16 protein-coding genes are annotated in these 15,095 nt (G+C 60.7%); 2 read left to right on the forward strand and 14 right to left on the reverse strand.

Annotation, left to right across the window (positions count from 1 at the left end; genetic code table 11):
- Nucleotides 1–50 precede the first annotated feature (50 nt).
- The 3 genes from MKZ40_RS08855 to mtnA all read right to left on the reverse strand — a co-directional run bounded on the left by MKZ40_RS08855 (nucleotide 51) and on the right by mtnA (nucleotide 3,595).
- Complete coding sequence (locus tag MKZ40_RS08855; protein ID WP_175088760.1) at nucleotides 51–1,337, reverse strand: nucleotide sugar dehydrogenase; 1,287 nt, start codon at nucleotides 1,335–1,337, stop codon at nucleotides 51–53.
- Between the two features lie 3 nt (nucleotides 1,338–1,340).
- Nucleotides 1,341–2,225, reverse strand: coding sequence for a UTP--glucose-1-phosphate uridylyltransferase GalU (gene galU, locus MKZ40_RS08860; protein ID WP_175088759.1), 885 nt, complete (start codon nucleotides 2,223–2,225; stop codon nucleotides 1,341–1,343).
- A 185-nt stretch (nucleotides 2,226–2,410) separates the two neighbouring features.
- A complete protein-coding gene (gene mtnA / locus MKZ40_RS08865) occupies nucleotides 2,411–3,595 on the reverse strand; it encodes an S-methyl-5-thioribose-1-phosphate isomerase (RefSeq protein WP_175088758.1) in 1,185 nt (394 codons plus the stop codon).
- A 270-nt stretch (nucleotides 3,596–3,865) separates the two neighbouring features.
- On the opposite strand from mtnA, the gene ubiG reads away from it, so the two are divergent.
- Entirely contained in the window at nucleotides 3,866–4,582 is a 717-nt protein-coding gene (gene ubiG / locus MKZ40_RS08870; RefSeq protein ID WP_175088861.1) for a bifunctional 2-polyprenyl-6-hydroxyphenol methylase/3-demethylubiquinol 3-O-methyltransferase UbiG, read from the forward strand.
- Nucleotides 4,583–4,584: 2 nt separating this feature from the next.
- The gene (locus tag MKZ40_RS08875) at nucleotides 4,585–5,265 is read left to right on the forward strand and encodes an HAD-IA family hydrolase (protein WP_175088860.1); all 681 of its coding nucleotides are present in this window, start codon (nucleotides 4,585–4,587) and stop codon (nucleotides 5,263–5,265) included.
- A gap of 202 nt (nucleotides 5,266–5,467) precedes the next feature.
- Here MKZ40_RS08875 and MKZ40_RS08880 read toward each other — a convergent pair whose 3' ends face one another.
- The 11 genes from MKZ40_RS08880 to ruvC all read right to left on the reverse strand — a co-directional run bounded on the left by MKZ40_RS08880 (nucleotide 5,468) and on the right by ruvC (nucleotide 14,930).
- Nucleotides 5,468–6,232, reverse strand: a complete 765-nt coding sequence (locus MKZ40_RS08880) for a YciK family oxidoreductase (RefSeq protein WP_175088757.1) — start codon at nucleotides 6,230–6,232, stop codon at nucleotides 5,468–5,470.
- Between the two features lie 206 nt (nucleotides 6,233–6,438).
- Nucleotides 6,439–7,227 carry a tol-pal system protein YbgF gene (ybgF, locus tag MKZ40_RS08885; protein WP_175088756.1) on the reverse strand — a complete coding sequence of 263 codons (789 nt, stop codon included), beginning with the start codon at nucleotides 7,225–7,227 and terminating at the stop codon, nucleotides 6,439–6,441.
- Between the two features lie 138 nt (nucleotides 7,228–7,365).
- Nucleotides 7,366–7,875 carry a peptidoglycan-associated lipoprotein Pal gene (gene pal, locus MKZ40_RS08890; protein ID WP_175088755.1) on the reverse strand — a complete coding sequence of 170 codons (510 nt, stop codon included), beginning with the start codon at nucleotides 7,873–7,875 and terminating at the stop codon, nucleotides 7,366–7,368.
- Between the two features lie 70 nt (nucleotides 7,876–7,945).
- Complete coding sequence (tolB, locus tag MKZ40_RS08895; protein WP_175088754.1) at nucleotides 7,946–9,238, reverse strand: Tol-Pal system beta propeller repeat protein TolB; 1,293 nt, start codon at nucleotides 9,236–9,238, stop codon at nucleotides 7,946–7,948.
- Nucleotides 9,235–10,434: a cell envelope integrity protein TolA gene (gene tolA, locus MKZ40_RS08900; protein ID WP_175088753.1), complete on the reverse strand. Its 1,200-nt coding sequence runs from the start codon at nucleotides 10,432–10,434 to the stop codon at nucleotides 9,235–9,237. Before tolA ends, tolB begins: the two co-directional genes overlap by 4 nt.
- Before the next feature lie 3 nt (nucleotides 10,435–10,437).
- Complete coding sequence (tolR, locus tag MKZ40_RS08905) at nucleotides 10,438–10,884, reverse strand: protein TolR (RefSeq protein ID WP_175088752.1); 447 nt, start codon at nucleotides 10,882–10,884, stop codon at nucleotides 10,438–10,440.
- A 14-nt stretch (nucleotides 10,885–10,898) separates the two neighbouring features.
- Nucleotides 10,899–11,576, reverse strand: a complete 678-nt coding sequence (gene tolQ / locus MKZ40_RS08910) for a protein TolQ (protein WP_175088751.1) — start codon at nucleotides 11,574–11,576, stop codon at nucleotides 10,899–10,901.
- A gap of 134 nt (nucleotides 11,577–11,710) precedes the next feature.
- A complete protein-coding gene (ybgC, locus tag MKZ40_RS08915) occupies nucleotides 11,711–12,145 on the reverse strand; it encodes a tol-pal system-associated acyl-CoA thioesterase (RefSeq protein WP_175088750.1) in 435 nt (144 codons plus the stop codon).
- Entirely contained in the window at nucleotides 12,142–13,185 is a 1,044-nt protein-coding gene (gene ruvB / locus MKZ40_RS08920; protein WP_175088749.1) for a Holliday junction branch migration DNA helicase RuvB, read from the reverse strand. The genes ybgC and ruvB overlap by 4 nt, the downstream gene beginning before the upstream one ends.
- A gap of 239 nt (nucleotides 13,186–13,424) precedes the next feature.
- Nucleotides 13,425–14,039, reverse strand: a complete 615-nt coding sequence (gene ruvA, locus MKZ40_RS08925) for a Holliday junction branch migration protein RuvA (RefSeq protein WP_175088748.1) — start codon at nucleotides 14,037–14,039, stop codon at nucleotides 13,425–13,427.
- Nucleotides 14,040–14,351: 312 nt separating this feature from the next.
- Nucleotides 14,352–14,930: a crossover junction endodeoxyribonuclease RuvC gene (gene ruvC / locus MKZ40_RS08930; RefSeq protein WP_175088747.1), complete on the reverse strand. Its 579-nt coding sequence runs from the start codon at nucleotides 14,928–14,930 to the stop codon at nucleotides 14,352–14,354.
- Between the last annotated feature and the right edge of the window lie 165 nt (nucleotides 14,931–15,095).

The following is a 15,095-nucleotide window of genomic DNA, read 5'->3' on the forward strand; positions in this document are numbered from 1 at the left end:
GAGAGAACATCAGCTTGAGAATGCGTCAGCCTGACCCGCCGAGATGCCCGTCAGGGGCTGGCACGGCGGCCGATGCCGCGATAGACCAGACCCTGACTTGCCACGTAACGCGGGTCGAAGATGTTGCGACCATCGAGCACCAGGCCCGCGCCCAGCTCACGCTTCAGGCGCTGCCAGTCCGGGTTCCAGTAGCACTTCCACTCGGTGACCAGCATCAGGGCATCAGCGCCCTCCAGGGCGTCATACATGTTGCCATCGACCAGCTCCAGCAACGGATGCGCACCACAGGCCTCACCCAGCGCCGACAAGGCCGCGGGATCATGCACGCGCACGCGCACACCCTGGGCCCACAGCGCCTCAAGCAGAGTCAAGACCGGCGCATGGTCGATACGCGCGGTACCCGGCTTGAACGCCGCGCCCCAGATCGCCACGGTACGACCGCGCAATTCACCATCGAAGTGCTGCCACAGCTTGCGGAACAGCGTCTCCTTCTTGGCTTCGTTGATGTCGAGCACATGCTCGAGCAGCATTGATTCACGCCCTGTCTGGTGCTGGACATCGGCCAGACGCATCAGGTCACGCGAGAAGTTCGGGCCACCGAATCCACAGCCCGGATAGAGGTACCCGAAGCCGATACGCGGGTCGGCGCCCATGCCCTGACGCACATATTCCACATCGACGCCGAGGGAGTCGGATAGACCCGCCACTTCGTTCATGTAGCTGATACGCGTCGCGAGCATGCCGTTGATGGCCAGCTTGGTCAGTTCAGCGGCGCGGCGCGGCATGATCTGGAAGACATCTTCACGTCGGTTGAAGGCACGCAGCAACTCCTGCACCCGCAGGGTGGCAGGTTCCGCTTCGCTGCCCAGCAACCAGCGGGCCGGACGCTCGAAGGTGGCCAGTGAACGGCCCTCTTCCAGCATGTCCGGCAAGGCGACGGCGTACTGGTCGTCACGCGGCAGCAACGCCTCGAAACGCTCGGTCGTGCCCACCGGGAAAGTCGAGTTGTTGACCAGCACCAGCGGCTCATCCAGGGTCGCCACCAGCTGCTCGACACGACTCAGCGCACTTTCGCGCTGGTCCGGCGAGACGGCGATCCAGTGGATATCGATGCGCCGCAGTGACTCGAGGTCCTCAATGAGAGTGAGATCGCCGCGCTCCCGATGGCGATCAAGGCGTTCACGCAGGCCTGGCTCACTGTTCAACCAGTCGACGTGTTCCAGGGCAGCCCAGTCCATATCCTCATGCGGCCACCACCAGACACGGTGACCCACGCTCGCCAGAGCGGCGCTGGCCGTTGCCGCCGCCAGTTCGCTTCCGTGCACCAGCACCTGCATGGCTTATTTCTCCTGGTAGCGAGTCAGCAGCTCGCGGAAGCCTTCACCGAAGGTCGGGTGACGCTTGGCGAAGGAAAGAGTCGCTTCAAGATAGCCCAGCTGGTGGCCGCAATCGTAGGTATCGCCGGCCATGCGGTAGGCCGCGACGGCCTTGTCGTCACGCAGGGTGTCGATGGCATCGGTCAGCTGAATCTCACCACCCGCGCCCGGCGGAGTGTTCTCCAGAAGCTCGAAGATACGGCCCGGCAGCAGATAACGGCCGATGACCGCCAGGGTCGACGGCTCGGTGCCCGGGGCCGGTTTTTCGACCATGCCATTGATCAAGGCGGACTTGCCAGCTTCCGGCGTGTCACTGTCGATCGCGACGATACCGTACTTGTAGGCCATATCCTTCGGGACATTCTCGACCATGATCTGGGCGGCGTTGGTAGCTTCATAGGCCTCCATCATGCGCGCCAGGTCATTCTTCTCGAGACCTTCGCCATCAACCAGCACGTCCGGCAGCATGACGATGAACGGCTCATCACCGACGATCGGCTTGGCACACAACACGGCGTGGCCCAGACCCAGCGGCTCCGGCTGGCGCACGCTGATGATCTTGACGTCATCCGGGATGATGTTACGCAGCTGTTCGAGCAGCTCGAGCTTGCCCTTGGCTTCCAGGGTGGTTTCCAGCTCGAAGTGCTTGTCGAAGTGGTTCTCGATGGCGTTCTTGCTGGAATGGGTAACCAGCACGATTTCCTTGATACCGGCTGCGACCGCTTCTTCCACCACATATTGGATCACCGGCTTGTCGACGATGGTGATCATTTCCTTGGGGATGGCCTTGGAGGCCGGGAGGCAACGTGTGCCGAGACCGGCAACAGGCAGAACAGCCTTGCGTATCATGTAGCGTCTTCCTTGTGTCTATGTCGTGGTGAAGCCCATCGAAGGGCCTCCACCGGGTTACTGCCGTCGAAGCCAATCAACGACCATCCTTCATCATAGGCAGGGATTATGCCAGTTTGATCAAGGAGTGCGAAATTCCTGCACTATCCGAGGCTTGCCAAGCGCTACCACTTGCTGAATCGCTATCAACGGCGCATGGCGCGGCCGAGCAGCGCACCAACACTGTCACTATCGGGCGACTCTACCACGCCATGTTCCGTGACGATGGCATCAATATACTCATGCGGTGTGACATCAAAGACCGGGTTGAAGACATCGATGTCCTGCGGCGCGATCTGGCGACCACCCGCCTCACGCAGTTCGTCGGCGCCGCGCGTCTCGATGGGGATGTCCGCGCCACTGGCCAGGGTGCCATCGAACGTGGCCAGAGGCGCCACGACCATGACCTTGATGCCGTGGGCGCGCGCCTGAACGGCCAGCGAGAAGGTGCCGATCTTGTTGGCCGTGTCACCGTTGGCGGCAATGCGGTCCGCGCCGACGATCAACCAGCGCACCCCTTCCGGCGTCCGCGCCCCCTGCTGCATGATCAACGAGGCTGCGCCTTCCACGGCCAGCCGTGCGGGGATCTGCTCCTGCACCAGCTCCCACGCCGTCAGGCGAGAGCCTTGCCACCAGGGGCGCGTTTCGTTGACATGCACACGGCCAAGAATGCCCTGAGCGTAGGCGGTACGGATCACGCCCAACGCCGTGCCGTGGCCGCCGGTGGCCAGCGCGCCGGTATTGCAGTGGGTCATGACCTCGCACCGCGTCTCGCCTTGTGCAAGGGAGGCCGCAATCACCTGGGCACCAAACTCGGCCATGCGCAGATTGTCGTCCAGATCCTGCTCATGAATGCGCACGGCCTCCTTCAGCAACGCTTCATACGGGGCCTGCGACTGGGTGGCGTGTGCGGCAATCACCTTGCGCATGCGATCCAGCGCCCAGAACAGGTTGACTGCTGTCGGACGCGAGGCAGCCAGCACATCACAGGCGCTGGCCAGGCGTGACTGCCAGTCGCCGCCCTCGCGGTTGATGACGAAAGCCTCCAGCGCCACGCCATAGGCGGCGGCGATCCCGATGGCCGGTGCACCGCGAACCACCATGTCGGTAATGGCAGTCGCGACCCCGCGTGCATCCTCAAGCAGCACCTCGCGAGTTTCACCCGGCAGCAGGCGCTGGTCGAGCAGCGCAAGCTTCACCGCCGGCTGAGTGACATCAGAAGTGACATCATGAGTGACGCCAGCGCGGGCATCGGGCTGGGCTACTGCCGTGTCTTCTTCCCGCGACGCACACTCTTGCTGGCTTACCCAGCGAATCGGAACCAGGCTCATGACCACTCCCCGTTGCTACATGACAATAATGTCGACTGGCCATCGCGCGTGGCGCGACGTCCTGCCCCATCGTAACGCAAGTGCCCGTCATGATGAGTTTTTTGCGCTGGACGCTGACCCGCGACGGCAGTCGGATTAGAATGGTGGAATCGTGCCCGAGGGTAAGGTGCCTGTACAGGCCTGACACCTCCCGAACAGCACTTCCGTAACGGTAAGGATGCAAAGATGAGCGATAACGACACCCAGCAAGATGCCCAGCCCCAGGACCATCTGGGCAATGTCGATGCCAGCGAGATCGCCAAGTTCTCGGCATTGGCCAGTCGCTGGTGGGACCGTGACAGTGAATTCAAGCCGCTGCATGACATCAATCCGTTGCGGGTCGACTATATCGACACCCACGCTGGCCTGGCAGGCAAACGCGTGATCGACGTCGGCTGCGGCGGCGGCATTCTCTCCGAAGCCATGGCACATCGTGGTGCCCAGGTGACGGGTATCGACATGGGTGAGGCGCCACTTTCCGTTGCCCGCCTGCACCAGCTGGAGTCCGGTGTCGAAGTGGACTATCGCCAGACCACCGCCGAAGCCGCTGCAGAAGAGATGGCCGGCCAGTTCGACGTCGTCACCTGTCTGGAAATGCTCGAGCACGTGCCGGACCCATCCTCGGTGATCGCGGCCTGCGCACGGTTGGTCAAGCCCGGCGGCATGGTGTTCTTCTCGACCATCAACCGCAATCCCAAGGCGTATGCCTTCGCGATCCTCGGCGCGGAATATGTGCTGCAGATGCTGCCACGTGGCACTCACGAGTATCGCAAGTTCATCCGTCCGGCCGAGCTGGGTCGCTGGACACGTGATGCGGGCCTCAAGATGGAAGGCTCCACCGGCATGACCTACAACCCGCTGACGCGCAAATATCGCCTGAATTCCTCCGACCTCTCCGTCAACTACCTGATGCACACGCGTCGCCCGACCGAGGGAGAGCTTGCGTGAGCCTGCCGGCCGCGCTACCTCGCCCCGCCGCCTTGATCTTCGATCTCGATGGCACCCTGGTGGACACCGCGCCAGACCTGGCACGCGCCACCAATGAGCTGCGTCAGCATCACACCCTGCCGGCGCTGGACTACGACGTGATTCGCGCCGAAGTCTCGCATGGTGGCAGCGCTCTGGTGACGCTGGCCCTGGGCCATGAGCTCGATCATCCCGAGCATGCCAGCGAGCGCACTCGCCTGCTGGAGTTCTATGCCCGCGATGTCGCGGCGCACAGTGTGCTGTTCCCGGGCTATGACGCCCTGATCGAGATCTGTCAGCGCGCAGGCCTGCCGTGGGGCATCGTGACCAACAAGCCCCGTCAGTTCGCCGAGCCGCTGATCGCCGCGCTCGAGCTTACGCCCGGCTGCCTGCTGTGTGCCGATGACCTGCCTGTCAAGAAGCCGCATCCAGAGCCTCTGTGGGAGGCGGCGCGCTGCCTCGGCGTCGATGCTTTCGAATGCTGGTACCTGGGGGATCATGACCGTGACATGCAGGCGGCTCGCGCGGCGGGCATGCTGGCGGTCGCGGTGCGCTACGGCTATGTCCGTGAGGGTGACGATGTGGACGCCTGGCCTGCCGATGTGTGGTTTGACACCTCGGAAGAAGTCATCAATGCCGCGCTCCGGGCAGCAGACCTGCGCTGACCGAGCGACATGGACACAGCTCGCACGAACCAGCCCCTACGAGCGAGTGATCCGCAGATGAATATCAGAAGATAGACACAAGCAGCCAGACACAAGAACGCCGACGGCCAATGCCGTCGGCGTTCTTGTTGTAGGGTACATCGAATGACACGCCTGGCGGCGTCACTCGTCATCCGATGAGGCGTTGATAATCGACCAGCACTCAGGTTTTCGGCGGTTGGGCATCGAACATCTCGCCGGTACGACCACGACTGTCCGGCCCCATCAACCACAGATAGGTCGGCATGATGTCGGCGGGCGTGCGCAGGGTATCGGGGTCTTCGGCCGGAAACGCCGACTTGCGCATCGGAGTCCGCGTGCCACCGGGATTGAGCGTATTGACCCGCACCTGACTGGTATTCTCCAGTTCCTGAGCCAGCATCTGTGAGAAGCCTTCCGTGGCGAACTTGGAGACACTGTAGGCGCCCCAGAAGGCACGCCCCTTGCGCCCGACACTGGAGCTTGTCAGCACGACGGAGGCATCCTTCGAGGCCTTGAGCAATGGCAGCAACGCCTGGACCATCCAGATGGGCCCATTGATATTGACCTGCATGACCTGCTCCCACAGCGCCGGATCATACTGCTCGAACGGAGTGATCTTGCCCAGCAGGCTGGCGTTGTGCAGCAGACCATCCAGACGACCGAACTCGCTGTGCAGGGTATCAGCCATCTGCTGATAATCCTTGAGGGAAGCCCCTTCAAAGTTGAGCGGATAGATGGCCGGCTGTGGTGCTCCCAAGGCCTCGATCTCGTCATAGACTTCTTCCAGCTTGGCAATGGTTCTGCCCAGCAATATCACCGTCGCCCCATGTCGCGCATATTCGACTGCCGCTTCACGCCCAATGCCGGACCCCGCCCCGGTCACCAGAATGATTCGCCCTTTCAGCATGTCGTCCGGGGCCTGATAGTCGATCTTGCACTCTGCCATGGTGATATCCCTGTCTGAGATCTGTCGTCAACGGCCGATAAGAGTCACTGCCTCTTCACCGGCAATACTTGCTTGGCCACATGGGTCGCGCTCGGGTCGCCTGCCGATGGCATGATGGGCCGAGCGCCACATAACGCAAAGCCCCCACCTGGTAGAATACCAAGCGCGGGCTTTGGGGAATACAGGTGGCCAATGGCCACGGGCACTCAGGTGCCGGAGGATAGGAAGTCCTTGGCCATGGTGCCAGCCTTGCTGTCCGGATACTGCTGGACCAGCTTCTGGAGCAAGGAGCGACTTTCCTGTGCCTTGCCTTGACGCGCCTTGACCAGCCCCAGCTTGTACATCGCATCCGGCACCTTGCTGGATTGCGAGAATTCGCTGATCACGGTCTCGAAGGCCTGGGCGGAAGCATCCAGCTGATTTTTGGCCGAATACAGCTCGCCCAGCCAGTAATGGGCATTGGCTGCGAGATTGGAATCCCCATGGTCCACCACGAAGGCTTCAAAGGCGACAATGGCACCATCGAAGTCGCGAGACTGAACCTTGGCGAAGGCTTTCTCGTAATCCTTCTGGGCCGCTGCACCGCTGTCGGCATTGCTGGCGCCATTGGTGCTGGCTGCAGCACCGCCGGCACTTGCACCGCCAGTGACTGCCGTTGCTGCCTGTGAATCGACAACCTGACCGTTCTCCCCGGCGGAAGCGCCGCCAGAAACCCGCTGCTCCAGATCCAGGTAGCGTTGCTGCGACATCTCGGTCAGGCGCTTGAACTGATATTCCAGCTCATCGATCCGGCCGCGAAGCCGGGCAATTTCCTGTGCCTGTTCGTCGAGTTGGTTGAGAAGGGTCAGGGTGCCGCCGCCACTCAAACGAGTATTGGCCTGCTGATAGAGCGAGTTTGATTGCCCAGTGAGGTCCTCGACCGTCGGTGCGGCCAAAACGGACAACGGGAGCAACAAGGCTCCCGCACCGAACAACCCTTTCAGGCTGTGTTTCATGCTGTCGGCTCCGCCGAATCATCATGGTATCGCGCAAGCAAGCCCGGGGTTCAAGGACATGCCTCTAGCCCGGGCCAGCTCAACACGAGTTTCTATCGTCTCCGCGCCTACTTGGGGAGGAGCGGAGGTGAACCGTGCTTAGTAGTCGAAGACCACACGACGGTTTTTGGCGTAGGAAGACTCGCCGTGGCCCTGGACTGCCGGACGCTCTTCACCGTAGGAGACGATCTCGATCTGTGACGGAGACACGCCCTGGACAGTCAGGAAGCGTGCGACAGACTTGGCACGACGCTCGCCCAGACCCAGGTTGTATTCACGAGTACCGCGCTCATCAGCGTGGCCTTCCAGAACGACATTGGCGCTGGTGTTGGCTTTCAGGTACTGAGCGTGACCCATCAGGACGCTTTCGAACTCAGGACGGATGGTGTCCTTGTTGAAGGCGAAGTAGATGGTACGCACGTCAGGCATGGTGGCGTTGCTCATCTGGCTGGCGTTGCTGTTGGCACCAGTGTTCATGCCGACAGTGTTCGCACCGCTGTTGGCTGAATCCATGTCGCCGTCCTGAGCGCCGCCGCTGCTGGAACAACCTGCCATGACGCTCAGGGACAGGGCAACCAACAGACCTTTTGCATACGGGGTGAACTGCATTGTGAAACTCCTTGCTCTAATGGGTACGAATGCCAAGCCTTTCTTGGTGACTCAGTTGCATTCTAGTGGTTTAGTTCAGGAACGGCGACCACGCAGGTTCACGCACGTCGCCTTGTGCTGACGGCAGGGAGAATTGTGCCCTTCCGTCTGCCGACACCTGGCCCAGGACCCCGCGGGTTCCTTGCTGAGTGGCATATATCACCATAGTGCCATTCGGCGCAACACTTGGTGATTCATCCCACTGAGTATCGGTCAGGGAGGTAACCCGACCGCTCTTCAGATCTTGCTTGGCAACCTGATAACCGTTGCCTGCGCGGTTGATCATGAACAGGTTCTCGCCATCGGGTGAGATGCGCCCGCGGGAGTTGTAATTGCCGGTATATGTCACACGTTCCGTGCCGCCGGACAGATCAAGACGATAGATCTGAGGGGAGCCTGCACGATCAGAGGTGAACACCATACCGCTACCATCCGGCAACCAATCCGGCTCGGTATCGATCGCAGGATTGTTGGTCAGACGCTGAAACTGTCGACTGGCAATATCCATCACATAGATTTCCGGCTGGCCGTCCTTTGACAATGCCATTGCCAGTTTACGACCATCCGGCGACCAGGCTGGGGCACCATTGATGCCTCGGAAACCTGTCAGTTTTGCACGACGACCACTACCCAATTCCTGCACATAGATAGCGGGACGTTCGGCTTCAAAACTGACATAGGCCAGCTTCTTGCCATCCGGCGACCATGCTGGTGACATGATCGGTTCATCGGACGCCAGAACCTCCTGACTATTGTGGCCATCTGAGTCCGCCACGTACAGGGCAAAGCGAATATTGTCGCCAACACCTTTGGCGGTAATGTATGCGATTTTTGTCGAGAAAGCACCGCGAATTCCAGTAATTTCCTCAAATATTTCATCGCTCATATAATGGCCACGCGCGCGCAGCTCACCATTGCTTCCGGTGATGACTTCGCCAAGCATGCGCTTGTTACCCAGCACGTCCATCAGCTCATACTGGATGCTATAACCACCATTGCTGGCCGTCTTTACCTGCCCCACCACGAGGTAACTGGCCCCCAGGCGCTTCCAGTCATTGACAAAGACGTCCTGCGTCGTACCCGGCAACGCGATCAGATTGTCGCGCTTGATCGGGTCGAACTGGCCACTGCGCGCCAGGTCATCGGAGATGATGCGTGCGAGGTCCTGCGGCAGACTTCCCCCGGTCAGATTCTCGAACGGCACGACAGCGATAGGTGTGGCGCTGTCATTGCCCTTGGTGATCTCGATGGTCAGGTCAGCTCTTGCCAGGCTGGTCACTGCCAGCAAGGCGGCTGCCATCATCCATGCGGTCAATCGTCTCATCGGCCCAGGTCCTCTGGATTGAAGTACAGGTTGAAGTTTCGGAACTGGCTCTTGGCACCAGCCGGCAGGTCCTGCATCTCGGTAAACGGCGCTGCTTTCTGGATCGCCTGAACTGCGGAGCGATCGAAGGCGGCGTTACCACTGCTCTTGCTGACCGCAGCCGCTACCAATTCGCCTGTCGGCAACAATGACACTCTCAGCGTAACCGTCATACCGGGAACGGAGCCCGAGGGCCGATTCCAATTCTGTCCGACATACTTCTTGAGCAGGTTCTCGAAGCTGTTGGCTGCCTGAGCGGCCTGTTTGGCGCCACTGATGGCGTCACTTTCACTGTCTATCAGGCTATCCAGCGAGCCGGCAGAGGCCTGCGCCGCTTTCTCGGCAAGTGCCTTCTGGCGTGCGGCCTCAGCGGACGCTTTCTTGCGCGCTTCTTCCGCCGCCTTGGCCTTGGCTGCTTTCTCCTTGGCGGCCTTTTCCGCTGCTGCCTTGGCTGCCTTTTCCTTCTCGGCCTTTTCCGCTGCTGCCTTGGCCTTGGCTGCCTTTTCAGCTTCCGCCTTCTTGGCTTCAGCGTCTGCCTTGGCCTTGGCGGCCTTTTCCGCTTCGGCTTTCTTGCGTGCTTCTTCTGCAGCTTTTTCCTTGGCGGCCTTTTCGGCTTCCGCCTTGGCCTTGGCAGTCTTCTCGGCTTCCGCCTTTTTCAAGGCCTCGGCCTTGGCCTGCTTTTCCGCTTCTGCTTTCTTGCGATCAAGGGCAATCGCCTTGGCTTCCTCTGCACGCCTGGCCGCTTCTGCCTTGGCCTTGGCGGCCGCCGCCTGCTCGGCCTTCAACTGCTCTGCTGCCTTGGCCTGTTCAGCTGCCTTTTGCTGTTGAGCCTTCTGGGCAGCCGCCTTTTCCTCGGCGGCGCTGCGTTGCTGCTCCGCTGCAAGCTCTGCCTCTCTGGCCGCCTCTTCCTTGGCGCTCTGGCGCTGATCGGACTCTTCAGCTGCATCACGCGCCTTGCTGGACTTCGCCTGCTGGGCCTGATTGGTCGTGGTCTCGGTACTGACCAGTGTCGCATTGACGATGGTGGTGTTGGTCTTCTCCGGTTCGGATTCCGGCCAGCTCACCAGAGTCAGAATCAGGATGCCCAGGTGCAGGCCAACGGCCAGCACTACAGGCAATCCCAACCCGACCCGCTGTTCTATCTCTGGCTGACTCATCCATCAGCCCTCGGTCGGTGGTTCTGAAATCAGCCCGACATTGGGGACACCGGCGCCCTGCAGCGTGCTCATCAGTCCCATGACATCGCCGTAGGGCGCTGTCCTGGCACCCTTGACCAACACGGGCGTCTTGGGCTTCTCGGCCACGATGGACGCGACTTTGCTGCCCAGTTCATCCAGTGCCACCGGCGTGCGCTTGTCTTCATCCGACCCCAGATCGATGTAGTAATTGCCGCTGTCGTCCAGCGAGACGATCAATGGCGTCACATCATCGGGATTGTCGATCGGCTTGGAGGTGACCTTGGGCAATTCGACCTGAACCCCCTGCGTCATCATCGGCGCGGTGATCATGAAGATGACCAGCAACACCAACATGACGTCGATGAAGGGCACCACATTGATCTCGGAGGACAGCTTGCGCTTGTGCCCTCTGCTATACGGTCCTTTCATTGACTCGCCCCCCTTCAAGCGTCGTTGCTGCCACGACCGTGCAGATTACGATGCAGAATGGAGTGAAGTTCTTCGGCGAAGTCTTCATAGCGACCCAGTAGCTGATCAGCACGGCTGGCCAGACGGTTGTAGAAGATGACGGCCGGGATGGCCGCGAACAGGCCCATGGCAGTCGCGACCAGGGCTTCGGCAATCCAGGGGGCGACGGTGGTCAGGGTTGCCTGCTGAGCAGTACCCAGCGCCTGGAAGGAGCCCATGATGCCCCACACGGTGCCGAACAGACCGACATAGGGGCTGACGGAGCTGACCGTGGCCAGAAACGGCAGGTGAATATTCAAGCGCTCTTCCTCACGTGACAGCGTGACGCGCATGCTGCGTTGCACGCCATCCATCACCGCATCGGCATTGCTGGACTTGGGCTTGAGTCGGCTGTACTCGCGGAAGCCGGCACGAAAGACGCCGGAGGCACCCGGGGTGGACTCTTCATCCGCCGGTAACTCACGATAGAGGTGATTGAGGTCGACCCCGGACCAGAAGCGCTTTTCAAATGCCGCGTAAGCCTGCTTGGCACGGGACAATGCCATCCCGCGCTGAAAGATCACCACCCAGGATGCAATGGAAGCTGCCAGCAACAGCAACATGACTGCCTGAACGACCAGACTGGCGTTCACGAACAGCGAAATGATCGACATCGAATCTTCCACGGAAATCCCTCTTTACTTGGTTCAGTCTGTGCCACCGTCATTCAGTGACACGATAAGTAATCTGTTCATCAGCCTGGTGTCTCTGTGCCTGGCTGACAGCGGCCTCCTCGCGCCTTGTGGTCTCAGACCTCAAGAGCCGCGAGCAATTCCCCGGGCCAGCGTCTGGGGCGCAAGGTCGTGGCATCAACGCATGCGATCACGACTTCCGCTTCGCTCAATATCTGCTCACCGCGCAGCGCCTGTTGGGTGAACGTCAAGCGAGCACCGCGTAATGCGCCTGCCGTTGCCGTCACGGTCAGCAGATCATCCAGATACGCAGGACGAAGATAACGATTTGTTACACTGTGTACTACCAACTGAATGCCCTTTTCAAGCAAGGCTTGCTGCGTGAAGCCCTTCGCTCGCAACCATTCACTGCGTGCGCGCTCCATGAAGCGCAGATAATTCACGTAGTAGACGATGCCACCGGCATCAGTATCCTCGATGTAGACACGCACAGTGTGGTGAAAACATGCAGCTTCACCCTTCAACGTATTTCCTGCGTCTTCAGATGTCATGACGCGTCATTTCCTTCCTGTCCCAGGCGCGCCTGCTCTTCGCGTGGGGTGATCCCGAAGTGCAGATAGGCCGAGCGTGTGACCAGACGCCCACGCGCCGTGCGCATCATGAAGCCCTGCTGGATCAGGTAGGGCTCCAGAACATCCTCGATGGTATCGCGCTCTTCCCCGATGGCCGCCGCCAATGAGTCGACCCCGACCGGCCCGCCATCGAACTTCTCGATCATCGCCAACAGCAGTCGACGGTCCATGTGATCCAGACCGTGGCTGTCGACATTGAGCATGTTGAGCGCCTTGTCGGCCACTTCCAGCGTCAAGCGACCATCCGAGCGCACTTCGGCGAAGTCACGCACCCGGCGCAGCAGGCGATTGGCGATACGCGGCGTGCCGCGGGAACGTCGTGCAATCTCCAGTGCCCCGTCCATCTCGACTTCCATGCCGGAAAGCCTGGCACTGCGGGCCACGATGTCGGTGAGTGACTCGATATCGTAGAACTCGAGGCGCTGAACGATACCGAAGCGATCGCGAAGCGGCGCCGTCAGCAGCCCCGCCCGCGTCGTCGCGCCCACCAGGGTGAACCGTGGCAGCTCAAGCTTGATCGAGCGGGCTGCGGGGCCTTCACCGATCATAATATCGAGCTGATAATCTTCCATCGCCGGGTAGAGCACTTCCTCGACAGCCGGTGACAGGCGGTGAATCTCGTCAATGAACAGGACATCGCCTTCCTGCAGGTTGGTCAGCATCGCTGCCAGGTCGCCTGCCCGCTCCAGCACCGGCCCTGAGGTCGACTTGATATCGACACTCATCTCGCTGGCGATGATATGCGCCAGCGTCGTCTTGCCGAGACCGGGCGGGCCGAAGACCAGAGTGTGATCCAGACTATCGCCTCGCCCTCGCGCGGCACTGATGAAGATTTCCATCTGTTCGCGGACGATGGGCTGTCCGATGTAGTCACTCAGCGTGCGCGGCCGGTTGGCGCGATCGATCCGCTCTTCCGGATCATGCGTCGCCGCGGAGATCAGTCGGTCCGACTCCATCATGATGCTTGCTCAACTCCTGATGACGCAGGTCACGCACATGACACGGGTCATGGCCATGAACGTGCGTCAGTGGCAGGTGACAAGGTTCGCCAAGGCTATGCAACGATCTAGCGCATCTGCGTTCAAGCGCGCACTTTCTACCCCAGTAACCTGCCAACCCCTAGTCAATAAATCCAATCACGATGCGCCATTTCCTTCACGGAAACTATAGGGCGCATGTTTGCTGCTCTGGCAGGGTCTCAGCTGGCCATCTTGCGCGCCAACGCCGCCTTGATGAGCGCTTCCGTAGAGGCGCCGGTCTCCAGTCCGGAGAGCATCTTGGCCGCCTCGACAGGCTTGTAGCCCAGTGATACCAGCGCGGCTTCGGCGTCCGCCAGAGGATGCGTGATCGGCGGTTGTGGCTGGGAGGCACGCGCCATTTCATCCAGACCATCATCCGCCGGCAGCGTCCAATGCTTGAGGCGATCGCGCATCTCGATGATCAAGCGATCCGCCGTCTTCTTGCCGACGCCCGGCAGGCGTGTCAGCGCTCGGCTATCTTCGTCATGAACACAGCGGATGAAATCGGACTGCTCCATTCCCGACAGAATCGCCAGCGCCAGTCGCGGACCGACACCGGAGATCTTGATCAATTCACGGAACAGACGACGCTCGGGCTCCTTGCCGAAGCCATACAGCAACTGCGCGTCTTCGCGCACCACCAGGTGGGTGTAAAGCTGGCAATGTTCGCCCACGGCCGGCAAGCCCAACAGGGTGTTCATCGAAGCTTCCAGTTCATAACCGACACCCTGTACGTCAAGCACCAGCTGCGGCGGTTGTTTTTCCAGCAATGTCCCGGTCAGGCGTCCAATCATGTTGCGGCTGTCCTTGCTCGGCAGAGAATGTATTCGTCAGGATCCTGCTGCTGGCAGGCCCGATTCTCTGCACGGATTGTTACAATGCGGGCAAGCCTACCAAAGATGAAGCGCAGGCGGCATGTCCCAGTGTCACGACGAATTTGTCGCATCTTTCTGACAGTCATACCTTGGGTGAGGACCCGAAGCCTGATGCCGCGCGGCTTGGCGCATCACGCAATCGGCTGCTGCCAAGCTCGGCAGACACTCTACAAGTGACTGAAAAATCGCTATTAATTGAGCACAATACCGCATTTGTCGCTCAGCGGCATGTCAGGCGTCAGGCTCGAAGTCTCGCCAGCTGCTGCTACGCCCCACGCGGGTTCCCTTGCGTCGACTGGTATTCCCCAGCCCCAATGCTTCCAGCTGGTCATTGCCGGGCGTCAGTCGTCGACGCGCGAAACAATGCGTCAAGGCGATGGCCAGCGCATCGGCGGCATCGGCCTGCGGCGTGGCGGAGAGCTTGAGCGTATGCGTGACCATATGCTGCACCTGAGACTTCTCGGCGGCACCGGTACCGGTCACGGCCTGCTTGATCTGCCGCGGCCCATATTCGAACACCGGCAAGCCGTGATTGGCCGCACACACGATGGCAGCCCCGCGCGCCTGGCCCAGCTTGAGCGCCGAATCGGCGTTCTTGGACATGAAGACCTGCTCGATGGCGAATTCCGCGGGGCGATGCAGGGCGATCACCTCGCTGATACCGGCATAGATCTGCGCCAGGCGCTGGTCCAGGCTGACCTGTGACATGCGGATGCAGCCACTGTCCACATAGCGAGGCTGAGCCGCAGAGACATCCAATACCCCATACCCGGTCAGACGTGAGCCCGGGTCGATGCCAAGAATGATCATGCCGCTGCCTCGTCTCTCACACCTTGCGTCTTCGCTGTCGTCATCACGCCATCGCTCTTACTGTGTATATAACCAGCCACCATGCCACAAAAAAGGCGGTGCGACACTGTCATTGCCTGACGTGAACGCCAGCAAACAGTCTCGCACCGCCTTGTCGGGCTTGCT

It is taken from the genome of Cobetia sp. BMC6 (assembly GCF_029991385.1).
GTDB lineage: Bacteria > Pseudomonadota > Gammaproteobacteria > Pseudomonadales > Halomonadaceae > Cobetia.